This window comes from Glutamicibacter sp. NPDC055354 (genome assembly GCF_053644955.1).
This window is the reverse complement of sequence record NZ_JBSHMB010000001.1, coordinates 267,232-287,772: the sequence shown is the minus strand read 5'-3', so window position 1 is coordinate 287,772 and position 20,541 is coordinate 267,232. Positions and strand designations below refer to the sequence as shown.

10 protein-coding genes are annotated in these 20,541 nt (G+C 63.1%); all 10 read right to left on the bottom strand.

Annotation, left to right across the window (positions count from 1 at the left end; all coding sequences use genetic code 11):
• Complete coding sequence (locus ACWICV_RS01330; protein WP_454090877.1) at positions 1 to 1,386, bottom strand: Wzz/FepE/Etk N-terminal domain-containing protein; 1,386 nt, start codon at positions 1,384 to 1,386, stop codon at positions 1 to 3.
• A complete protein-coding gene (locus ACWICV_RS01325) occupies positions 1,370 to 2,113 on the bottom strand; it encodes a CDP-alcohol phosphatidyltransferase family protein (protein WP_454090878.1) in 744 nt (247 codons plus the stop codon). The genes ACWICV_RS01330 and ACWICV_RS01325 overlap by 17 nt, the downstream gene beginning before the upstream one ends.
• Positions 2,114 to 2,357: 244 nt before the next feature.
• Positions 2,358 to 7,808, bottom strand: a complete 5,451-nt coding sequence (locus tag ACWICV_RS01320; RefSeq protein WP_454090879.1) for a PKD domain-containing protein — start codon at positions 7,806 to 7,808, stop codon at positions 2,358 to 2,360.
• 39 nt (positions 7,809 to 7,847) lie between these two features.
• Entirely contained in the window at positions 7,848 to 9,113 is a 1,266-nt protein-coding gene (locus ACWICV_RS01315) for a hypothetical protein (RefSeq protein ID WP_332731471.1), read from the bottom strand.
• Complete coding sequence (locus ACWICV_RS01310) at positions 9,110 to 9,643, bottom strand: hypothetical protein (protein WP_448940374.1); 534 nt, start codon at positions 9,641 to 9,643, stop codon at positions 9,110 to 9,112. Before ACWICV_RS01310 ends, ACWICV_RS01315 begins: the two co-directional genes overlap by 4 nt.
• 627 nt (positions 9,644 to 10,270) lie before the next feature.
• On the bottom strand, positions 10,271 to 11,800 hold the full coding sequence (locus ACWICV_RS01305; RefSeq protein WP_454090880.1) for a sugar transferase: 1,530 nt from the start codon (positions 11,798 to 11,800) through the stop codon (positions 10,271 to 10,273).
• Positions 11,801 to 12,368: 568 nt separating this feature from the next.
• The gene (locus ACWICV_RS01300) at positions 12,369 to 15,056 is read right to left on the bottom strand and encodes a LuxR C-terminal-related transcriptional regulator (protein ID WP_454090881.1); all 2,688 of its coding nucleotides are present in this window, start codon (positions 15,054 to 15,056) and stop codon (positions 12,369 to 12,371) included.
• Positions 15,053 to 17,686: a helix-turn-helix transcriptional regulator gene (locus tag ACWICV_RS01295; protein WP_454090882.1), complete on the bottom strand. Its 2,634-nt coding sequence runs from the start codon at positions 17,684 to 17,686 to the stop codon at positions 15,053 to 15,055. The genes ACWICV_RS01300 and ACWICV_RS01295 overlap by 4 nt, the downstream gene beginning before the upstream one ends.
• Before the next feature lie 331 nt (positions 17,687 to 18,017).
• The gene (gene rfbD / locus ACWICV_RS01290) at positions 18,018 to 19,439 is read right to left on the bottom strand and encodes a dTDP-4-dehydrorhamnose reductase (protein WP_105661118.1); all 1,422 of its coding nucleotides are present in this window, start codon (positions 19,437 to 19,439) and stop codon (positions 18,018 to 18,020) included.
• Positions 19,439 to 20,455 carry a dTDP-glucose 4,6-dehydratase gene (gene rfbB / locus ACWICV_RS01285; protein ID WP_105658120.1) on the bottom strand — a complete coding sequence of 339 codons (1,017 nt, stop codon included), beginning with the start codon at positions 20,453 to 20,455 and terminating at the stop codon, positions 19,439 to 19,441. Before rfbB ends, rfbD begins: the two co-directional genes overlap by 1 nt.
• Between the last annotated feature and the right edge of the window lie 86 nt (positions 20,456 to 20,541).

Below are 20,541 nucleotides of genomic sequence, written 5' to 3'. Positions count from 1 at the left end.
TCAGGTACCCCGCCGGTGCCGGAAGCGCGAAGGCTTGCGCACCAGCACCAGCCCGGTCGCTCCGACTCGCACAGCGTTCAGCTCCTGCAGGGCATCGGCAACCTGTCGGTAGGTGGTTCGCCGTTCACGTCCGGTGAGGATCACGCAATCGCTGTGCAGGGCCACTGCGGTGGCGTCCACCGGCTGGCCCTCCATGCTGGCTACGAAGATCACTACATCGAAATCCTCTTCGAGGGAAGCGATCAAGCTGTCCAATCCGGCGAACACATCGAAACGGCGCAGCGTTTCAGGTTGCGGTCCGGCAGGGAGGTAGCCCATCGGCACCGATTCGATATGAGTGAGCGCATCATGCAGCTCGCTGGTGCCAGCGAGCACTTGGGCCAGGCCCGTTCCACTTGCCTCGTCGCGGCGCAGCGGCTCCAGTTGACGGTCGGCCTGCACGATCACCGAGCGCTTGCCCATGGCCGCCAGGGTCTGGGCGAGCTGCTGCCCATCGAGAACCGCATCGGCACGGGTACTGAGCACCAGGATGCGTTGCGGCAGGCGCCCGTCATTGGCCATCAGCAGGTTCGATACCAGCTGGCGGTAACCGACCTGGATGCCGGTCGGGTTGGCACGGGCTCCTTCCTTGGACCGGGCCGCCACGGTGCCCAGCACGCGCATGCGCAATTGCCGTTCGGCGTCGCGGCCGCGCAGGATCCTCGGATCCAACTTGTGCAGCGCCAGGGCCAGCAGCAATCCCAAGCTGGCTCCCGAAACCAGGCCCAGGGCCAGATTCACGGATTTGCGAGGCGCGGTGGCGTACTGCGGTGCCGCGGCCGGCACGGACAACTCCGCTTTGACTTCGAGCTTCTTGGGGTCGGTGTTCTCCAGCTTCTGGATGGACTCCGCCAGCAACCCGGCAGCCGTATTGGCGATGTCCGCGGCCTGCTGGGCCTCCGGGGCCTTCGCCGTCACGGCCAGCAGCACGGTATCGACCGGATTGGTGGCGTTCACATTGGATTTGACGTCCTGGAAACTGCGATCCAGATCGAGCTCGCGGATCACCTGGTTGATCAGCTGCGGATCATTGACCAGCTGCGGGTAGGACCCCACTCGCTGCAGCGCGAACTGGCCACGGGCATAGGCCGTGTCCTGGCTGGAATTGACGCTGACGAACAAGGTCGACTTCGCGGTGTAGACCGGGGTCATCCCCAGGGTGATGGCGATGGAGGCGAGTATCCCGGCAAGGGTGCTGGCCGCGATCCACCACATGCGGGTTCGCAGCACGAAGAGGAAATCACTCAGATCCATGCCTGCCGCCTCCCGATGCGCATGCTGTCCCCAGCCCAATTCCGGTGCAGCTGGCCAGGTGCGATGTTCTTGGTAATCAAGCGCTTTGGCCAAGGCCCTTCACCTCCCGGTACCACTTGCCCAGGGCCAGCGCCAGGAAGCCTGCGTTGGCCAGCAGCAGCAGGACATACACCGGAATGAACACCGATGGCAGCCACAGCGTCAGGAAGGCCAGGCAGATCAGGCCGAAGTCGGTAGGCACGACGGCCAATGAATACAGGGCCGAGCTCTTGCCCTGGCCCTGCAGGTAGTGCCCCGTTCTCCCGGAGTTCAGCCGGCGCAGCTGATCGGTGAGGATCATGGAGAAGAACAGGCTGCAGGCCACGACCTGGTAGGCAATGGGCACCAGGTACCAGGCGCCTTCTACCGGGTAGAACCGGTACCACGAGATCAGCACCATCGCGTGCAGGGCAGCGGTCTTGATCGCGTCGACAATATGGTCCAGCCATTCGCCGGCAGCGGATCCGGAACCTTGGAGACGGGCCAGCTGCCCATCAGCAGAATCCAGCGCATAGCCAAGCACCAGCAAAGCCGTGATCAGCAGCGAAGAGCCGAAGGACGGTTCCAGCAGCGCGATCACCGCAATTCCGCCAGCCGTGCATAGAGCGCTGATGCCGGTGACGCCGTTGGGCGTTAGCCGAAGCAGATAGGCCAGTGCCGCCAGCCGGCGGCCCAGTGGCCTGTTGACGAAGCGCGAGTAGGCTGGCGCTCCCTTATTGGTTTTCTGCCGCTGGCGCAGTTCTGCGACTGCCCAACGGTATCCTTGTTGTTCTTGCAGCATGTGAGTCCTCCCCAGTGAACTCTTATGTGCTTGCGGCCGCGATCGGCCGCAAGCGCCCCCGATATTCAGCCCTGTCCCCAAGCACCGCATTTGTGCAGCGCATCCCCAGGGGACAACCCAAGCTGAGTACAATCTAGTTCATTTCCCGTGTTCTATCCATCGAATTCCTATTCCTAGGCGAAGCCGCTGAGCCAGCGCTCGCGATTCGCACCGCATTGGCGCAACGAACTGCGAACGCCCGGACTCATTCGGCGATTTCCCGCACCTCCAGATCATCGAAACCGCCGTTGACCGGCGCGTTACCCGCCGAGCCGGAGAGGTAGACCGACAACCCCAAACGGCCTTCGGCCTGCAGTGCGGCGGTGGAGTCGGTGGCGTTGAGCTGCCAGTTCACCGGCTCATCCTGGCCTTGGTTGTAGGCCTTGGCCCGCAAGCTGGTGGAGCTGCTGCCCTGAGCCTGCAAACGCAGCCACACGGCCTTGCCCGGCGAGCCGTCTACCTGGCCGATGACGGTCTCGGCGCTCAACGCACTGACGCTGCCGGAGACGACCTTCTCCAGGGTCACCGCCACCGACCCATTGGACAGGAACCTGACCTTGGCGCGGTACGCCCCGACGCCAGGAATATCCCGGATGGTCACCGTCTGGTAGATGCCTCCGCCGGTGGCTGCCTTGTCGCGGCTGAGCTTGATGCGCATGTCGCCTTCCCGTACCGTGGCTGGCAGCCACGACAGCGGTCCACTGCCGGCGGAGGACATGCGGATCGTTCCGGTGCCTCCGGCCACGCTGAAGTTGGACGATGAGCCTTGCCGCGTCCAGGTTCCCCCGGTATCGGCGTCACCCCAGCCATCGGAAACGGTGCGTCCAAATGCATCTGAGACCAGCAGGGCCGGTTCGGCGACGACCGCGACCTGCACTTGCTGGACCAGCTCGGCACTTGCGCCGTCCTCGTCGGTGACCACCAGCTTGATCGGATAGCCGCCTGGCTCGGCGTACTCATGTGAGGCATTCTGGCCGCTGGCGGTGTTACCGTCTCCGAAATCCCATGCGTAAGTGGCAATCTGGCCATCAGCATCGCTGGAGGCGGCGCCATCGACCTGGACTTCAAGTCCGTTCACTTCCAGGGCGAAGGCCGCCACCGGTGCCGAATTCTGGACATCCACTTCGGTTTCAGTGCGTGATTCCAGCCCGTTCCTATCGCTGACCGTCAGGGTGACCGTGTACCGGCCGTCCTCGGCGTAGCGATGCTGCGCAGTTTCTCCCAGAGCGTTCTGCCCATCGCCGAAGTCCCACTGGTATCCGGTAATCGGCGTATCCCCGGCCGTGCTGCCCGAGGCATCGACGCCCAGTGCGAGTCCGCGTACCGAGGTGCTGAACTGCGCCTGCGGACCTTGGGCGGCGGCAACCGTGGCCACCTGGCTGATGGTGCTTTCCCGCTCCCCTGCCTGGACGGTCAGCGTCACCGAGTAGGTGCCGGCCGACTCGTAGCTGTGGCTGGCCGCCACTCCGCTGGCCTGGGTTCCATCGCCGAACTCCCACAGGTACCCGGTGATCTCCCCGCCGGCTGCCGGAGGCAGCGAATCGGAGGCGTCCACGGTGATCGCGAGCTCATCGGCTTCCCAGGTGAAGGCCGCGGTCGGATCCAGCTCGGCCGGGTCCTGCACGGTGACTTCGCTGGAAGCGGTGCCGGTGGCGCCCTCGTTGTCGGTGACGGTCAGGGTCACGGTCTTGGTGCCGCTGCTTGAGTACTGGTGCATGGCTTCGGCCCCGGTCCCGGTGGTCCCGTCGCCGAAGTCCCATTCCCAGGACACGATCTGCCCATCGGCATCATGCGATGGTGCGGCGGTGAAGACGGCGGCCAGTCCGTCGACGGTGGATTCGAAGGCAGCTTCCGGTGCCGTGTTCGGCACCTTCACTTGCACCGAATTCGCCACCGTGCCGGTGGCCCCGTGCTCATCGGCCACCACGAGGGTGACCTCGTAGGTTCCCGGTTCCGCGTATTCGTGGGCGGCTTCGGCCCCGGTGGCCTCGGTCCCGTCGCCGAAGTCCCAGGCATAATCCAGTTCCCCGCCCTCGGGGTCTGCGGAGCCAGCACCGTTGACTTGGATACCCAGGCCGTCAACAACCACTTCCATGGCCGCGAGCGGAGCGGAGTTTTCCACCGTCAGGATGCTCTGCGCCTGGGCGGTGGCCCCAGCGCTGTCTGTCACCGTCAGGGTCACCGTGTACTCTCCGCCTGCGCTATAGGCATGCTCCACGTCCTGGCCGGAGGCCTTCTGGCTGCCATCGCCGAAGTCCCACTCGTAGGACAGCTCTCCTTGTTCCGGATCCTCGGATCCGGAACCGCTCAGGCTTACCTTCAAACCGGTCTGTTCGCTGGCTATCGCGGCCACCGGCGGCTGGTTGACCGCCTTGGCCTCGACCTGCTGCGTCTTCGTGGCAGTGCCACCGCGGTCATCGGTAATGGTCAGCACCACCGTGTAGGTGCCGGCCTGGGCGTATTCATGAAGCACTCCTTCGGTCTGCACGGTGGTGCTTTGCCCGTCGCCGAAGTCCCAGGCGTAGCTGGCGATGGTGCCGTCGGCATCGGTTGATCCGCTGGCGTCGAAGGCCACCGTCAGACCTTGGCTGGTGCTGGTGAAGTCGGCCAGCGGATCCTGGTTCGGCTCGCCGGCAATCCCGTAGTGCTCATTGACCTCGGCTTGGCTCAATGCCCTGGCGTAGACGGCGGCCTCATCGATTTCGCCATCGAACCATGCGGAGCTGGCTCCGGACCATACCCGGTCCCCGCCAATGCGCCAGTAGCCGTTGAACGGCTCGGCCGCGGTTTGCGGGTTGGTGCCGGTGAGCGCGCCATCGACGTACAGCTTCATGCCCTCGCCGGACAACGTGGCAACCAGATGATGCCAGTCACCGTCGTTGTAGGCCCGGCCGGTGGTGACCAGATTTTCAGCTCCGGTGTAGACGCCGAAGACCAAGGTGCCGTCATTGCGCATGTAGACATGCCGGTCGTAGCTGGAGGACAGGCCGCTGGCCGCATTGCCGAAACCGATGATCTTGCCTCCATTGCCCGTGGTTGTCCGGAACCAGGCCTCGGTGGAGAACACTGTCGGGTTCTGCACCGCCCGATTCGAGACCACCGCGGCATCGGACTCGCCGAAGCCCAGCGATGTGCCGTGGCCGATGGCGGAATCTTCTGCGTAGCGGACCGGGCCGTTGATGGTTCCGTCGTTGCGGGCGATGGTGCTGTCCGTGGCCACGTTGCCCCCGGTTTCATCCAGGCGCCAGTACATCTGCGGTTCATCGCCGTAGACCGCGATGCCGTAGGCATCGGCTGGAGGCTCGGGAATGTCCGCAGTGCGCCCGGTGGATTGGAAGAGCTGCAGCACGGTGGCTGCGTCAATTTGCTCATTGAAGATCGCCACCTCGTCCAGCTCGCCGTTGAAGGCCTTGCTCGACGGCTGGTTCGGCCAGCCGTTGAGGTTGTCCCCGCCGATGCGCCACATGCCGGAGTAGGCCTGGCCGCTGCTGGCATCGGTGCGTTCGGCGACCTTCAGCCCGTCAACATACAGGTGCATTCCGGCTTGGCCCAGTGTTGCGGTGAGCTGGTGCCACTGCCCGTCGTTGTAGCTCGCCGAGGAACTGACCGTTGCCGCCCACCCCAGCCATGTGCCAAAGTGCAGGCGTCCGGAATTGTCCATCCAGGCATGGCGGTCGTAGCTACCGGAGTCGCCGGTGGCCGAGCTGCCATAGCCGATCAGCTTGCCGCCCTGGTCGCTCTCGGTCTTGAACCACAGCTGGGTGGTGAAGGTGTCCGGCGCGGTCGCGGCATTTCGGCTCGCCAGGGACTGCCCGCTGAATCCGCTGGCATCATCGTCGCTGATCGCACCGGGCAGGCCGCGCTGCAGGGCCGCGCTGGCGTCGGCATCGTCGAAGCCGATGTTGTCAAAGGCTACGCTGCCATCGGATTCGTTCAGTGGATAGTAGATATCCGCGCCGGTCTCTCGCAGGACCTGCGTATACGGACTCTCGGCGCTGTTGCTGACGGTCACCGGATCCGAGCGCGGACCGATGTAGTTATTGCCCCACGGGTCCGAGACGCGTACCCGGTAGGTGTGGGTGCTGCCCGGAGCCACGCTGTCATCGCGGAAGCCCAGCGACTGCTTTTTCCACCAGATGGAGGACACGTCCTGGCTGTCGATGGCGGTGAGCGAATTATCGCGCAGCAGCTCGTAGGTGAGCGTTTCGTCATCGATATCCCAGGTAGTCGGCCAGGCCACGCGCACGGAACCGCTGCGTTGGGAAATCGCCGACGGCTTCAGCTCCGCGGTGTACTCGGGCCGTATCGAATTCGACGACAGCGACCGCTTGGGGAAGACAGCCAAGCCCTGCTGGTTGGTGTTGTTCAACCTGGTGAACTCGCCGCCGAGAACCAGGTAGTCCCCGTTATTATCCATGGCCCAGCCACCTTGGTACTGCCCGGTGTAGGTACCGGTATTGATCGAGGGATACCAGTGCAGCAAGGTCGGGATTGGCTGGTTGCGCACCAGCGAATTATTCGACGGCGCAGTGGCATCCGTACCGGTGGCGAAGGCAGTCTCCGCCAGCGCGCGCTTCCAGATCATCGGATTCTCCTCGGGGAACCCGTTGACCGACGAGCAGTCGTGGGCGTGCGGGGTCGAGTAGACCACGTCGCCCATGATGCTGATCGATGAGGTCGATCCATAGCAATTATCGAGCCAGATCAGGTCTCCGGTGGCGTAATCGGCGGCAAATCGGCCGTCGAACCAGTGCCAGCCCATGCCGTTGTTCGCCGCGTAGATGACGCCGTTTTCCAGTTTCAGGTCCACGACCCATGCACGGGCATTGTCATCGATCCGCGCCGGGACCGGAGTGGAGCTCCATGCCGCCTGCTGGCCGGTGGTCTCATTCACGGCGCCGATGCCGACCTTGGGCTCGTTGTTGATCGTCTGGAAGCGTCCGCCAATGACCACGCGGTCGCTCTGGTCGGTGGCGATGATGCCGTGGACGATATCATCGGTGGCCGGTGCCCACGCCTGAAGTTCCGCGTTGGCGCGGTTCAGCTTGGCGACATTGCGCCGGGTCTGGTTGGCCACGGAGTTGAAGGAGCCGCCCAGGTAGACAGCGTCGCTGGTCACTGCAAGGGTTTCCACAGACCCGCCCACGCTGGCGGAGAAGGAAGTCAGCGCCCCGTTGGAAGTGGTGAATTCAGCGATCTTGCTGCGGGCTTGGCCGCTGACGGCGGTGAACTGTCCACCTGCGTAGAAACGGCTTCCATCCGGAGAGAACTCGATATCCATGACTGGAGCGTTGAAGTTCGGGTTCCAGGGCAGGATCTGCCCGTTGGTGATGTTGAAGGCCATGGCGTTATTGCGAACCACTTCCCCGGCGCCGCCAGGATTCGCACCGCTTGGCCGTACCCGGGTGAATGAACCGACCACATAAGCCACATTCCCGCGCACACGCAGGTCCCAAGCCACCCCGTTCAGCTGCGGGGTAGGAAGATGATTTGCGCTGACCGTCTCGGGCAGCTCGATTTCCTCTTCGCCAGCGGCTGTCGCCGGAATTGCGCTCAGGCCGGCAATGACCAGCACAGCCGCGGCGACCGAAGCCAGCACCCGTGTGAATCGCCGCACGGGTGTGCGCCGGCCTGCCGTTATCTGCTGCTCTTCCATGTCCATTCCGTTCATTGTTGATACCGGGGCTTTGCCAAGTCAGCGCTGCTGGGCGAATCGGCCCGCTGGTTGCCCCTGCCGGGGCAAGTGCACGGCAACCGATTTCTGCAGCCACCGCCGCATGGCCAAGCCGCCGGCCAAGGCACCAGCGGCGGCGGCCCACGGAACCAGCCGGTAGTCCGAAGTGAATACCAGGACCGAGGCAATCAGCACCACGGACAGGATGCTGTCCATGAACCTGATAGCAAATACCGGCCGTGCATTCTCGTGTACCGCAGCCAGCAGGCCATACGGCGTGGATGCCGCCACCGCGCTGGCATACGCCAGCCACCCGGTAACAGCAAGACCTGACGGGCGGATGCCCGTCAGCAGAGGTCCGCCCCAAGGCAGCAGCACCAGCCCAATGGCCGCGCAGCCTGCGGTGGCCAGCAAAAGCTTGAGCACCACCGAATCAGTGTTCTTCAGCTGGCGCCAAGGACCGGCATCTCGGTCGCGGGCCAGTGACGCAAACAGGTAGGCACAGGTGCCGGTGACCAGCAGCATCGCAGGAGCAGCATAAAGCCTAGCCGCCTCCAGCGCGCCGGCTGCGGCCAGGCCGATCAAGGCGGTGACGAGCACGCGCATCACGGTCAGCTGGGCCGGGCGCAGTCCTTGCAGGGCAGAGCGCCAGATTCCGAATCTGGCCACAGCCCGGATTTGCGCCGGACGGTGGGCCGGCGTTTTTTCGCTGTTTGGCAGGCGCAGCCAACCGAAGGCGGTTCCGGCGCATTGCCCGGCCAGGACCGCCAAGAAGAACGCTTCCAGCGTCAAGGTGGAAAAGACGCCGAATCCCAGCAGCACCATGCTGGTGGTTCCCAATACCACCAGGTCCACCGCGATCAGCTTTCCGAAGCTGAGGATCACCATGTAACTGCGCCGAACCAGCTCTTCAGCGACGTAGGCAACCACTGCCAGGCCGTAGAGCACAGCTCCGAGCAAGCCCAGCTCGGTACCCGCCCAGCAAAGCAACGCTCCGATGGCCCCCAGGGACAGGGCCAGCAACGCGAGCCAGAAGCGCAGTCCGGCCCGCACATGCGGATCATGCCGGTCCAGTACCGTCAACGAGTCGCCGACAAAGCCGGAGATGATGGCGGCTGCAAGGATCAGCGCTCCGTAAAGCGTCGAAATGAGGCCCAGCGCCTCCAGCCCGAGAAGCTTGGCGGCCAGCATCAGCACAATCAGGCTCGTCAGGGACTGGATTGCCTGTGCCGTGGAAGATGAAGCTACACCGGCAACCTTGTTCAGCAGGGTTCTGGCTAGAGTCATTTCTTCTCTGCCTTCAACGTGAACAACCCTGGAGCGTGCTGGTTGTCCAGATCCACCTGCACCTTTGCCACGGCTCCGGCATCTTGGACGATGAAGGCGTAGTGGGCGCTGGCCTGCTTTCCTGCCTCGATCGTGCCAGAGAAGTCATAGGCCTCGACCTCGCCGTATAGCGGCAGTGCTGCCTGCTGGCCCTTGCCCGGCACGAGGTTAATGATCACACTGGAGATGTCCAGTTCCTCACCGGATCCATTGCTAATCCGGACCTCGTACACCCGGTATTTCGCTCCGGTGAAATAGCCTGGTCCCTCGCTTTTCACGATGCCATTGCCGATCGCGGCAACCGTGACGTTGATGCCGTCCCGATAGCTGGCTTGTGTCGCATCCTTCATATTCGCCGGCATGCGGTCTGCGGCCCTGACTGCTTCACCGGATCGCTTCACCACCGGCAGCTTTCCATCGCCGGCTTCGAAGGCTATCCCGCTGTAGTCCGCTGGCTTCTCTACTTCGGGTGCTGGCTCGTCGCTGGGCACTTTGGTAGCTTCCAGCTGCGGCGCACTGTCTTCCGGTGCCTTCGTCGGATTGGCCTGCGGCTTCCCAGTTGGCGGTGCGTACGGTGATGGTGCTTGTTCTTGCGGCGCCGCATTGTCCAGCTCGTTCGCCTGGGGCGCAGCTGAAGTGCACGCTGCAAGCAAGAAGATCGATGAGCAGAGCATCCCCAGCGTTGCCAGAATTCTTATCCGTCCGGCGGGTTTCGTGGCAAAGGAGTCGGCGGCAGCTGGGGGGCAAGTCGTGTTTTCGCGCGACTGACATGCCGCCGACTCCGCCTCATGAGCCCACCCGGAACTCGCAAGCGGGAATTCTCCCGCGCAGGAAATCGGATGGACTGGTTGATGCGCATCCGGCGGTGTCCCGCCAGAGCAATTCTTGTTGATAGCCCGAGTGCTTCCAGGCTCATGTGCTCGCAACGAACGCATTTTCTGATCCCCCACAGAATCCGTACTGCTTTGTTTTCGAACATTGGTTGCGCTTGGCACCCGATGAGAGGTAGCGCATGCTTGCGGATCCTGGCTGCAAATTGATGCGGCCCGATATCTTCTTGTCCCAGTGGCCCTGCCACGGCGTGCCCGCGGGCACGCTGCAAGTTCTCATCCTGGCTCCTAGTAGGCACCGTCGGGCTTGATCATGACCTGGAAGGTACGCCAGATCAACCGCAAATCGCTGAGCACGGTCCAGTTCTCTGCGTAGTACAGATCCAGCCGCACGCTTTCCTTCCACTCCAGGTTTGACCGTCCGGAGACCTGCCAAAGTCCGGTCACCCCCGGCTTCAGCAGCAACCTGCGGCGGGCGTGGCCATCATAGGTTTCCACTTCGGCGAACAGCGCAGGACGAGGTCCGACCACCGACATGTCCCCGCGCAGGACGTTGAGGAACTGCGGCAGCTCATCCAATGAATGCTTGCGCAGCCAGTTGCCGCACCGGGTGACCCTCGGGTCGTCTTTCAATTTGAACAGCGGCCCTGCCCCTTCATTCAGCTTTTGCAGGGCGGCCAATTGCGCTTCGGCATCGTGGACCATGGTGCGGAATTTGATCATCTTGAAGGGGCGGCCGTCCTGTCCGGCCCTTTCTTGGAGGAAGAAGATCTTCCCCGGGCCCTCGCGCCGGATCAGCAAGGCGATCACCAGGAAAACCGGTGACAAGGCCAGCAAGGCGAGCAGCGAGAAGACGATGTCGAAGCCGCGCTTGCAGAGGTATCGCGCTCCGGTGAACTTTGCCAGTTCCACATGCAGCAGCGGCATCCCATCCACGGGGCTGGTCCGCACGCGGCGGCTGGCAACCCCGATGATCGAGGAGGCCACGATGAGCCTGGTCCCGGTGCCCTCAAGCCGCCAGCCCAGTTGCTGCAAGGCTTCATTGCCACCGGGCAATGGTCCGGCCACGATCACCGAATCAGCATGCAACCGCTGGATTTCCTGCTCGATGGCGCCGGTGTCGTAGGCCAGAGGAAGGGTCGGATCGGTTTTGCGGATATCGCGTTCGGCTTCCGGATCCGCCGCGCCGTCCATCAGCGCGCCAACAACCCGGTAGGCGGGCCCGGATTTCTTGGAAATCTGGCGAACGGCGTACGGGACGTCGGTGGGCTGGCCGTAGATCAGCACATTGCTCAAGGCGTAGCCGCTTCGACTGCGCCAGCTCAGCCACTGGCGACAGGTCCACCTGCTCAGCAGCAGTGCGGGCAGTCCCAGCGGCAAAGAGAGGACCAGGAAAATTTTCAGGCTGTCTTGGCCGGTGAGCACGATAAGTACCCCCATGAAGCCCGACAGTGCCAGCCCCGAATAGACCATGATCCTGTATTCCTGCATCCCCACGGCAACACTTCCCAGCCGGTGGGCCTTGAAGGATAGCAAGCTGGCCATCCAGGCGAAAGTGAGCAGCAACCCGGCCAGCGCGTAGTAATGCGTGCTGTCCGCAATGAACTGCGGCATCTGCGAGCTCTGGAATTGCGTGATTGCCGGCAAGGAGCTCACCAAGGAAATGACCAGCAGATCAGTGCCGTAAAGCCGACGCAGATAAGCGCGGCCCCGGGCACTGGCGGTACCGGTTTCCTGATTTGTCCTTGGAGGTGCGAACGTCCAGGTGCCGAGAGAAGATACCCGATCTTCGCGCAGCTTGCTGCTAATTTGCGACATGGCTTGTTCCCGCCCTGGCTAGCGATTCGACGCAGCAAGGGTGGTCGCAAACCGGCAACACAACGTCAATCATCTGTATTCCCCCAAGAAATAAGCGAGTTCCCCAATACACATGGCAATCGCGCTGTCCCACCAGCCCGGCTGCCGTTCTCGACCTTGAGCCTATGATGCGAATGCATCCGATGCACGAGTGGAAGAACACTCAAAAGATGGCCTGCATATCCTTCAAATACTCACGCGGCACTTGGTTCATACTCGCTCGCTACTTGGAAGGAAGTTTCCGGGCATGGAAAAACCCTGCACCGGCGCAGAGGGGTTGCCGGCACAGGGTCTATTCGGGAAGGAGCCGGCGGCCGCGCTGGGGGCAATCCTCGCGGATTCGCTGGCCACCGGCCCCGTTTCAGGGAAGAGCTTCGCCGCCACGGCACCGACCGCGCACCCTACGGATAGGCACTCGTTCGCAAAAGAACGCCTGCGTAAGTCTCCAGCTCCCGCAAATCACATTACCCACCTGTGCTGGGCCGGGCACGGGTGGTACCTACTCCAAGTTTGCGCAAACCGGCACGTGCTACCTGCCGGTTGTACCCGCTTCAAGCCCTGCGTGATCCAATTCCGCGCGCTCGGTAATCCCCAACTTCGAAAATACCCGGTAGAGATGCCCCTCCACCGTGCGCTGCGAGACCGTCAAGGTCCGGGCAATCTGCGCGTTATTCAATCCCTGCCGGGCCAAGCCGACGATTTCCGCTTCCCGGGCGGTCAATTCGGTCAGCGCCAGGACACGGGCGATGTACTTTCCCGGGTCCATCCCCTGTTGGTCGATCAGTTGGGCGGCCCGGCGCAGCAAGGCGCCGCAGCGCCGCTGGTCCCCGGACTGGGCGTAGCGTTCGGCCGCCCGGGCCCAGGCCTCGATCACCACCAGGTATTCTTTCTTGGCCAGGGCGTCCTGGGCCAGCTGCTCCAGCGGCTCGCCAAGCTCTGAGCCTCGCAAGTCCATCAGGCGCGCCAAAAACGCCGCTCGCGATCCCTGCTGCCCCGCAGCCAAGGCACGCAGTCTTTCACCCATCTGGGAATCGGCCAGCTCCTGGTCCCCCAGCTGCCGGGTCATGCTGAAAAGGAATTCGCGTTCCACCAGCGGGAAGCACTCCAGCGACTCACCCGGATACGGATAACCCAGTCCCGCAGCGAAGGCCCGTGCAAGTATCCGCTGCTTCGACGACTCCTCGCCCAGCTGTCCGTTCAGCGAAATCGTCCCGCTGGAACTGGAGGACCCGGGCCCGATCACCAGGGATTCAGGCACCGGAAAGCCCAACCGGGCCAGCAGCAGCCGGTACAGTTTATTGGCCAAGGCCAGCAGTTGAGTGGTGTCCGCAATCTGCAGTTCCGTCACGGCCTCGACCATTTTGGCCATGGCGAGCTGGACTCTGCCTTGCAGCAGGTGGCTGACGCCGTCGAGCAGCGAGATTGCCCCCTGGTAGTACTGGATGGAACGGAGCCGGGGATGGCGGTAGGAGTCGATGAATGCCGCGGCGCGCTCGTATTGTCCCAAGAACAGCAGGTTCCAGCCAATGCGGAAGAACACCCGGACCTCGTACATGGCCTGCGGGGCCGGGTACTCCTTGAGGTCTTGCAAAGCCGGTTCCATCAGATCCAGGGCCTGCTGGCACCGGCCGGCGGACGTGTGCAGGTCGCTGAGCATCATCATGCCGATGAAGCGCACCTGCGCGGGCAGCAGCCGGTCTTCCAGGAATTCTTGCAGCTCGGAAACGCTCGGCAGTGGACCGCGGGCGGTATTGACCCTGAGCCAGAAATCCAGGACCCTGGCCCCTGCGCTATGCAGGGCCAAGAAGCTGGCTACCTCTTCTGCGTCCGCGTGCCCCAGGGCCCGATGCTTCCAATCGTCCAGGATCCGCCCCAATTCGACGCCATCGGTTCCGATATTCGTGGTGACCTCCAGCAGGTAGGCGTAGGCCTGCCCCAGCAGCGCCAGATCGGTCAGCTGATCGATCAGGCGCAGCAACAGCGCGCGCGCGGCATGGTGCCGCCCCATGCTCAGCAGCATCCGCGCTTCGAGCAGCGCTCCTTGCCCATGATGCCGGGCGAGCTTACCCAGGACGCATAGGCGCAGGGCCAACCCGAAATTCAGTTCCCGAGCGGCCTGCTCGGCCAGATCCAGGACCAACTTCATGGGCACCTGCTTACCGGTTTCCAAGGACCACAGCACCTCGCGGGCGTTTGGCTCCTTTCCCAGCGAGACCGCCGCGGTAACCCACAGGTCATGCAGCTGTGCGATGTCATGTTCGGTGGCCAAGGCGCGGACGATCCGCTGCATCAGCTTGGATTTCAAGACCATTGCCGGGCCTTGCTGCATCAGCTCACCGATTTTCAGCAGCCGCTGGTAAGGCAATCCGCACTGCTCCAGCACTTCTGGGGGCTGCGGGCCAGCCAAAGCCAACAGCAACAGCGACTGCTGCTCCTGAACGGACAGGGTCCGGGTGATTTCCCGGCCCAGCGTCAACATTGGCGTATCGATTTCCGGAAGTGCGCGGGCCACGATCCATACCGGCTCGTGGAGCCCGTGGCTCTGCAGCAACCTGTCATCGTGGAAAAGCGTGCCTTGCTCCAGGCAGGATGCAGCATAGGCTTCAACGAAGCTGGGGTTACCGCCGGTGACCACGTCGATCAGGCTCACCGTGCCCTCGGCGAGCTTGCGTCCGATCACGCCTTCGGCCACCGCGCGCACTCCTTTGCGGTCCAGGCGCTGCAGGGCCATGGTGGTGAAGGATCCCAGCTCGGCCAGCGCGCCCAGCGGGCTATCCGCTTCTAGCGACCCGCTGCCCAGGGCCAGCACCTTCACGTCGGCGTTTTCCACCAGCAGAGAGAGGATAAAGCAGGACTGCGGGTCCAGGAACTGCGCGTCTTCGACCACAACGATATGCGGTTCAACCTGCTCGCGGCTGGAAAGCAGGCTCCGATTCAGCTCGCGCAGCACGCTCACCGGCTCGTCGATGCTCTCCAGGGCCCCCAGATATGGCGACAAGGCACCATGGGCAATAGTGCTCAAGGACGGCGTGCAATACAGCGTCATGACCGGCTCGCCCATGCCCGGGGAAGCCAGCACTGCCTCCACGAGGCTGGTCTTGCCAACGCCCTGCTCGCCCAGCAGCAAGACGCCGGCAGGACCTGGCCCTTGCAGGATCTGCAGCAGCTGGTTGTATTCAGTTGTCCTGGTCTTGGCAATCAGTTGATGCTGTTTCATCGCAGCCCTGCGGTACGGCGGCTGGTGCGGTCAAGCGCAGTGAGCTCCTGGCGATTGCGGACCTGGAGCTTGGAATATACCTGGTACAGATGCCCCTCCACGGTGCGAATCGAGACGCCATTGAATTTGGCAATTTCCGAATTCGTTTTGCCAGTTATGGCCATCTTGGCGATCTGGGCCTCACGCTTGGTCAGCTCGCGCATCCAGCCCGGCTGCTGTTCGATGGCTTCAAACTGCAGCTCGTCGTGCTGCTGGATCTGCGGAGCCGAGGCCCGCTTGCGCCCGTTGACTGTCCGGGAAAGCTTGCGCTGGTCCCTGGCTTCCATTGATGCGACGAACTCGTTGTTCGATGGCACGGACATGAGCAAGTGCCCGGCCTCGACCATGCTGTCCAGAGCCGCTGCCAAGCGCGGCGAGTCCTTGGCCGCCGCCGCGTCTGCGAGCGCCTCCAGATTCTGTCCGACAAGGCCCTCGCAGCGTCTGGCGGCGCTGCGCAGCTGCGGCAGCACCAGCTGGTCTCCCAGCCGCGCGGCGAACCCCAAGGCCAGCGCTTCGAGCAGGGTGTGCTGGCCGCCGCGGGCACGCTGGGCGAAGGTTGCCAGCCGCAGCCTTGCAGCCTGCGGCGAGCCGAGTTCGGCCAACGCAAGGCAGGAGAAGACTTCTGCCGCCCAGGAGTAGAAGCTCAGCGGTATCTGCATCGCTCCGGGGGTCCCGTATTCAGGGCATACCAGTGCGGATGCCTCCACCCGCCTCCCGGAGCAAGCCAGCGCATAGGCAATGACCGACCCAATCAGCGCTTCGGTTCCCCGGTCTCCGGCCACTTGCATCTGGTGCAGGTTCGGTTCCAGCAGGCGCAAGGCAGCGTCGTAGTCATTGCCCAGTCCCAGCAGGATCCCCCGCATGATGTCCCCGTAGGAAATGAGCAAGGGACTGATGTACTGCCCTTCGGCCAGGCGCTGGGCGCGGGCTGATGCCGCGTTCCAGACTCCGGAGAGCAATTCGGCCTGGAGCAGCTGGAACTCTATGTCTGCTGCGTCCTCGGAATGGAAATTCGAGACCGTCGGGCCGTTGAAGCGGATATTGCGCAGTTCCCCGTCCACGTAACTGACCAGCTTCATGGCATCGGCCTGTCGCGACTGCGCCGCCCAGCTGGCAGCTTGCAACGACAGGGACCGCAGGTGCAATGACTCGCTCATCCAGCCTGACGAAGACAGCAGTGACTCGCTGCTGCCGGCGATGCTCGTTTCTTTGGTCATCTCGGTGCAGAATAAGGTCGCGAACGTGCTGAGCAGTTCCAGTTCCTGGAATGCGGTATCCAGGGATTCGCGCGGACCGGACTCCCTGACGGCCTGGGCCAGTCCCGCCCTGGCCAGGTCGATTGCTTCGAGTCCGTTGGACAGCTGGCCGAGCATGGCCTGCGCGCGCACGTGCATCTCCACGATGGCCACCCGGGTGCGCGGGTCAGTTGGCCAGCATTCGGCGTGATAGCCCTGCTGCTGGAAGTCTTCTGCCACCCTGAGCTGCGATTCGTAGTCGCCAAGGTCGTTCAGGGATTTCAGTTGCGCAAGGATCCGGGCAGCCAATGGGTCCTTGTGCAGCTTGGCCAGCAGTTCCACACCGTGAGGGTGGGCCTGGTTGCTGGATTCGGCGCGCACGAGCAGGGACAGCAGCGGATTGGATATGCCTACCTTGTAGGCGGCGCCGGGCAGGTACTTGGCCTGGCCACGGTTCAGCAAGCCGTCAAGCTCGCAGGTCAGGCCCGAACGCCGGATGCGGTTGAGTTCCACCGGCCCGCCCAGTGCCAGGGCCCCGAGCAGTTCGCGTTCACCGTCATCGAGCCCATGGGTCAGCGAAACGTGCAGGGCATGCATCGCAGGCCCGGAATCGAGCGCGTTTATCCGCAAGGCCCAGGTACCGTTGTGCTGCAGCAGATGGCCGTCTTCGCGCCAGCTGTGCATCAGCTTGAGCATCAGCGAGCGGTTGCCCCCGGCCAAGTAGCACAGGGTTGCCGAGGCGTAGGCGGAGACCCGCCCTTCCAATTCCTGCTGGACGAAAGCGTGCGTTTCCATGCTGCCCATGCGCTCGACGCGCTGGTGCGCCAGCCGGCCCGAACGGTACAAGGCGAACAGGTCCCCAGGAAGATCCTGCACGTGTTCGCAGATCACGAAAAGCTTGATCTTGCCCATCGTGGCCAGCTGGGCGAGCAAGGAGCTGGATTGCTCGTCGATTAATTCAGGCCGCCCGAGCACCACCATTGACGGGCGCTGGTCGGTGCACAGCACCCGGCCCAGCTGGTGGATCAGCTCATGACGGCTCGAAGCTCCGGCCACGTCGACTTGGGCAAGCAGGAATGAAAGCACACCGAAAGGCACTTTCGTGCCGAAGTTGCTTCCGTTCAGCCGGATCAGCTTCGGCGGCTCGGCCATCTGGCCCAAGTCGGTTTCCAGCTGCGCCCTTCGACCGCTGCCCGGTGGTCCGGAGACCACAGCTCCGGCGCAATGCGGGTCGTTCAGGACTCTGCCCAAAATGCCTTGCGAAATCCGCGAGAGTTTCGAAGTTGTCTTGCTATCTCCCCGCTGCGCTTGAGCATTGCGAGTGCCCGCCAGCGAGAGAATTCGTGAATATTCCATTATTCAAACCGCCCCAATCGGTTCGTTCCCCCCAAATTAACCGCGAAAGAATCTGTCAGGACTCTTCCTCGTATTTCCCCATCCTAGGACTTAAAGGCACCGAGAACACTGGGTTCGGCAGGATAAATGAAGCTCAGTCACTTTTTCTTCTTTTCCCAGTGATTGCACAGCACTTCGCCTTCACTCGGGAACAACGAGTTAGTCCCCATGACTTTTCTAGTTGACTTGGAATAACTCGCACCTTGGGCAGGATTGCCGAGCCTGGATGAGGGGTTCTGGCCGTTCACCTGCCATTCACTGGGACCACACCCGATATTTACCTACCCGGTTTTTATGGCGTTACGCGATTCTGGCCAAGGAACTGATCCAGCAAGTCGGCTAACGGCTTCGGTGCGAAGCCGGTCGCTTGCAATTTTGCGGTGTCCAGCGTGCTGTTCGCCGGCCGGGGTGCCAACTGCGGCCGGCCCAAGGCATACTCCCGGGTGGAAACCGGCTGCACGGAATCCGGGTCATGGCCGCACAAGGCGAAGACCTCGCGGGCAACCTGGTACCAGCTGGCGGGTTCGCCGCCACCCTGCAGGTGATAGGTCCCCGGGGCGCTGCCGGCATCAATCAAATGCATGATGCCGCGGGCCAGCTCGCTGGCGAAGGTCAACCGGCCGATTTGGTCATCGACCACCCTGGGCGCGATTCCCTGCTCGGCGAGCCGGCGCATGGTGGACACGAAATTGTTGCCCTGCCCGATAACCCAGCTGGTGCGCACCACATAGTTTCTGGTGTGGGCCAGCACGGCCTGCTCGCCGGCGGCCTTGCTTTGGCCGTAGACTCCGAGCGGCGCGATCGGATGCAACTCATCAACCTCGCGTTGCGCGCCATCGAACACATAGTCGGTGGACACATGCACCAGCGGCACCCCCCGCTCGGCGCATCGTGACGCCAGCTGGCGCACGGCCACGGCATTGACCTGCCACGCTTCGGCACTGCCCGCAGGGGTTTGCGCCCGGTCCACTGAGGTCATCGCCGCCGCGTTGACCACGTGGCTGCAATTTGCAAGGTCCAGCGATGCCGCGAAGCCCGGGGACTGCAAGTCGGTCTGGGCGCGGGTATACAAAGCGATCCGTTCATCTGACTTCGCCAGCTGGGCGAAGGCACGTCCGAGCTGACCGTTCCCGCCGAGCACCGCAATTTTCTTGGGCTGCACTGGTTTCGCCTGCGCCAGCGGTGGGTGCTCCTTGTCCGCCTGTGAAACTATGGCCTCATCCAAGCTGATGGGCCAGGGGATGTCCAAATCCGGGTCGGCCAGATTGACGTAGCTGTATTCCAACCGGGCTGGCTCGGTCCAGTGCTCGGTGACCAGGTAGGAGTACACGGTATTCGAGGCCAGGGTCTGGAAGGCGTTGGCCACCCCGCGGGGCACGAAGACCGCTTGGCCTTCGCCCACCTGAGCGGTGAACAGCCTGCCGAAACCGTGCCCGGGACGCAGGTCCACCCAGGCGCCGAAGATCTCCCCAGACAGCACCGAAATGTATTTGTCCCATGGCTCGGCGTGCAATCCGCGAGTGGTCCCGCGCTGGCCATTGAAGGAGACATTGTTCTGCACCGGACGGAAGTCCGGCAAACCCGCAGCCACCATTTTCTCCCGCTGCCAGTTCTCCTTGAACCAGCCGCGCTCATCGCGGTGCACCGGCAGGCTGACCACTTTGAGTCCCTGAATCGGGCTGTCCTCTACCCGTAGCTGTGCCGCGCCGCCCATCAGCTGGCAACCTTGAACGCATCGGCCTGCTGCGCATAGCGCTGCTCGGTCTGTGCCTTGGCCGGCTCCCACCAGGAGCGGTGCTGACGGTACCAGCCAATGGCCTGCTCCAGGCCCTGCACCAGGTCGGTGTACCGCGGCTGCCAGCCAAGCTCGGTGCGCAGCACCGTGGAATCGATGGCATAGCGCAGGTCATGGCCGGCCCGGTCGGCCACCGCATCGAAGTCATCGGCTTTCCTGCCCATCAGCTCCAGAATCAGGGCGAGCACTTCGCGGTTGCTCTTCTCTCCGTCCGCACCAATCAAATAGGTGCGCCCGGTCTGGCCCGCTTCCAGAATGAGCTGCACCGCCGAGGAGTGGTCGCTGGCGTGGATCCAATCGCGCACATTTGCTCCATTGCCGTAGAGCTTGGGCCGCAATCCCCCCAGGACGTTGGTGATCTGCCGCGGGATGAACTTCTCCACATGCTGGTACGGCCCGTAGTTGTTCGAGCAGTTGGATAGCGTCGCCTCGATCCCGAAGGAACGGACCCAGGCCTTGACCAGCAGGTCGCTGGAGGCTTTGGTAGCCGAATAAGGGCTGGATGGCTTGTAGGGCGTGGTTTCGGTGAAGCGCTGCGGATCATCGAGTTCCAGGTCTCCATAGACCTCGTCGGTGGAAATATGGTGCAGGCGCACACCGTGGTTGCGCACGGCTTCCAGGAGTTCGAAAGTTCCCAAGACATTGGAATTCACGAAGCTGCGCGGGTCATGCAAGGAATTATCGTTGTGCGTCTCTGCCGCGAAGTGGACCACAGCATCATGCTGCGGCACCAGTTCGTTGACCAACACGTAGTCGCAGATGTCGCCAACAACAAGGTTGACGCGTTTGCTGTCCAAGCCTTCCAGCGACTGCCGGTTGGCGGCGTAGGTCATCTTATCCAATACGGTGATTTCACTGTCGGAATGCGCAATCATATGGTGCACGAAATTTGCCCCAATGAATCCTGCTCCCCCAGTTACAAGGATTCTTTTCATCTCACCAATGTAGCCAGTGGGCACCGCGGCCAAGCAGCTTCCTAGCAATTCTCGAGTATGACTACTCTGACAAGATCGCTGCCCGC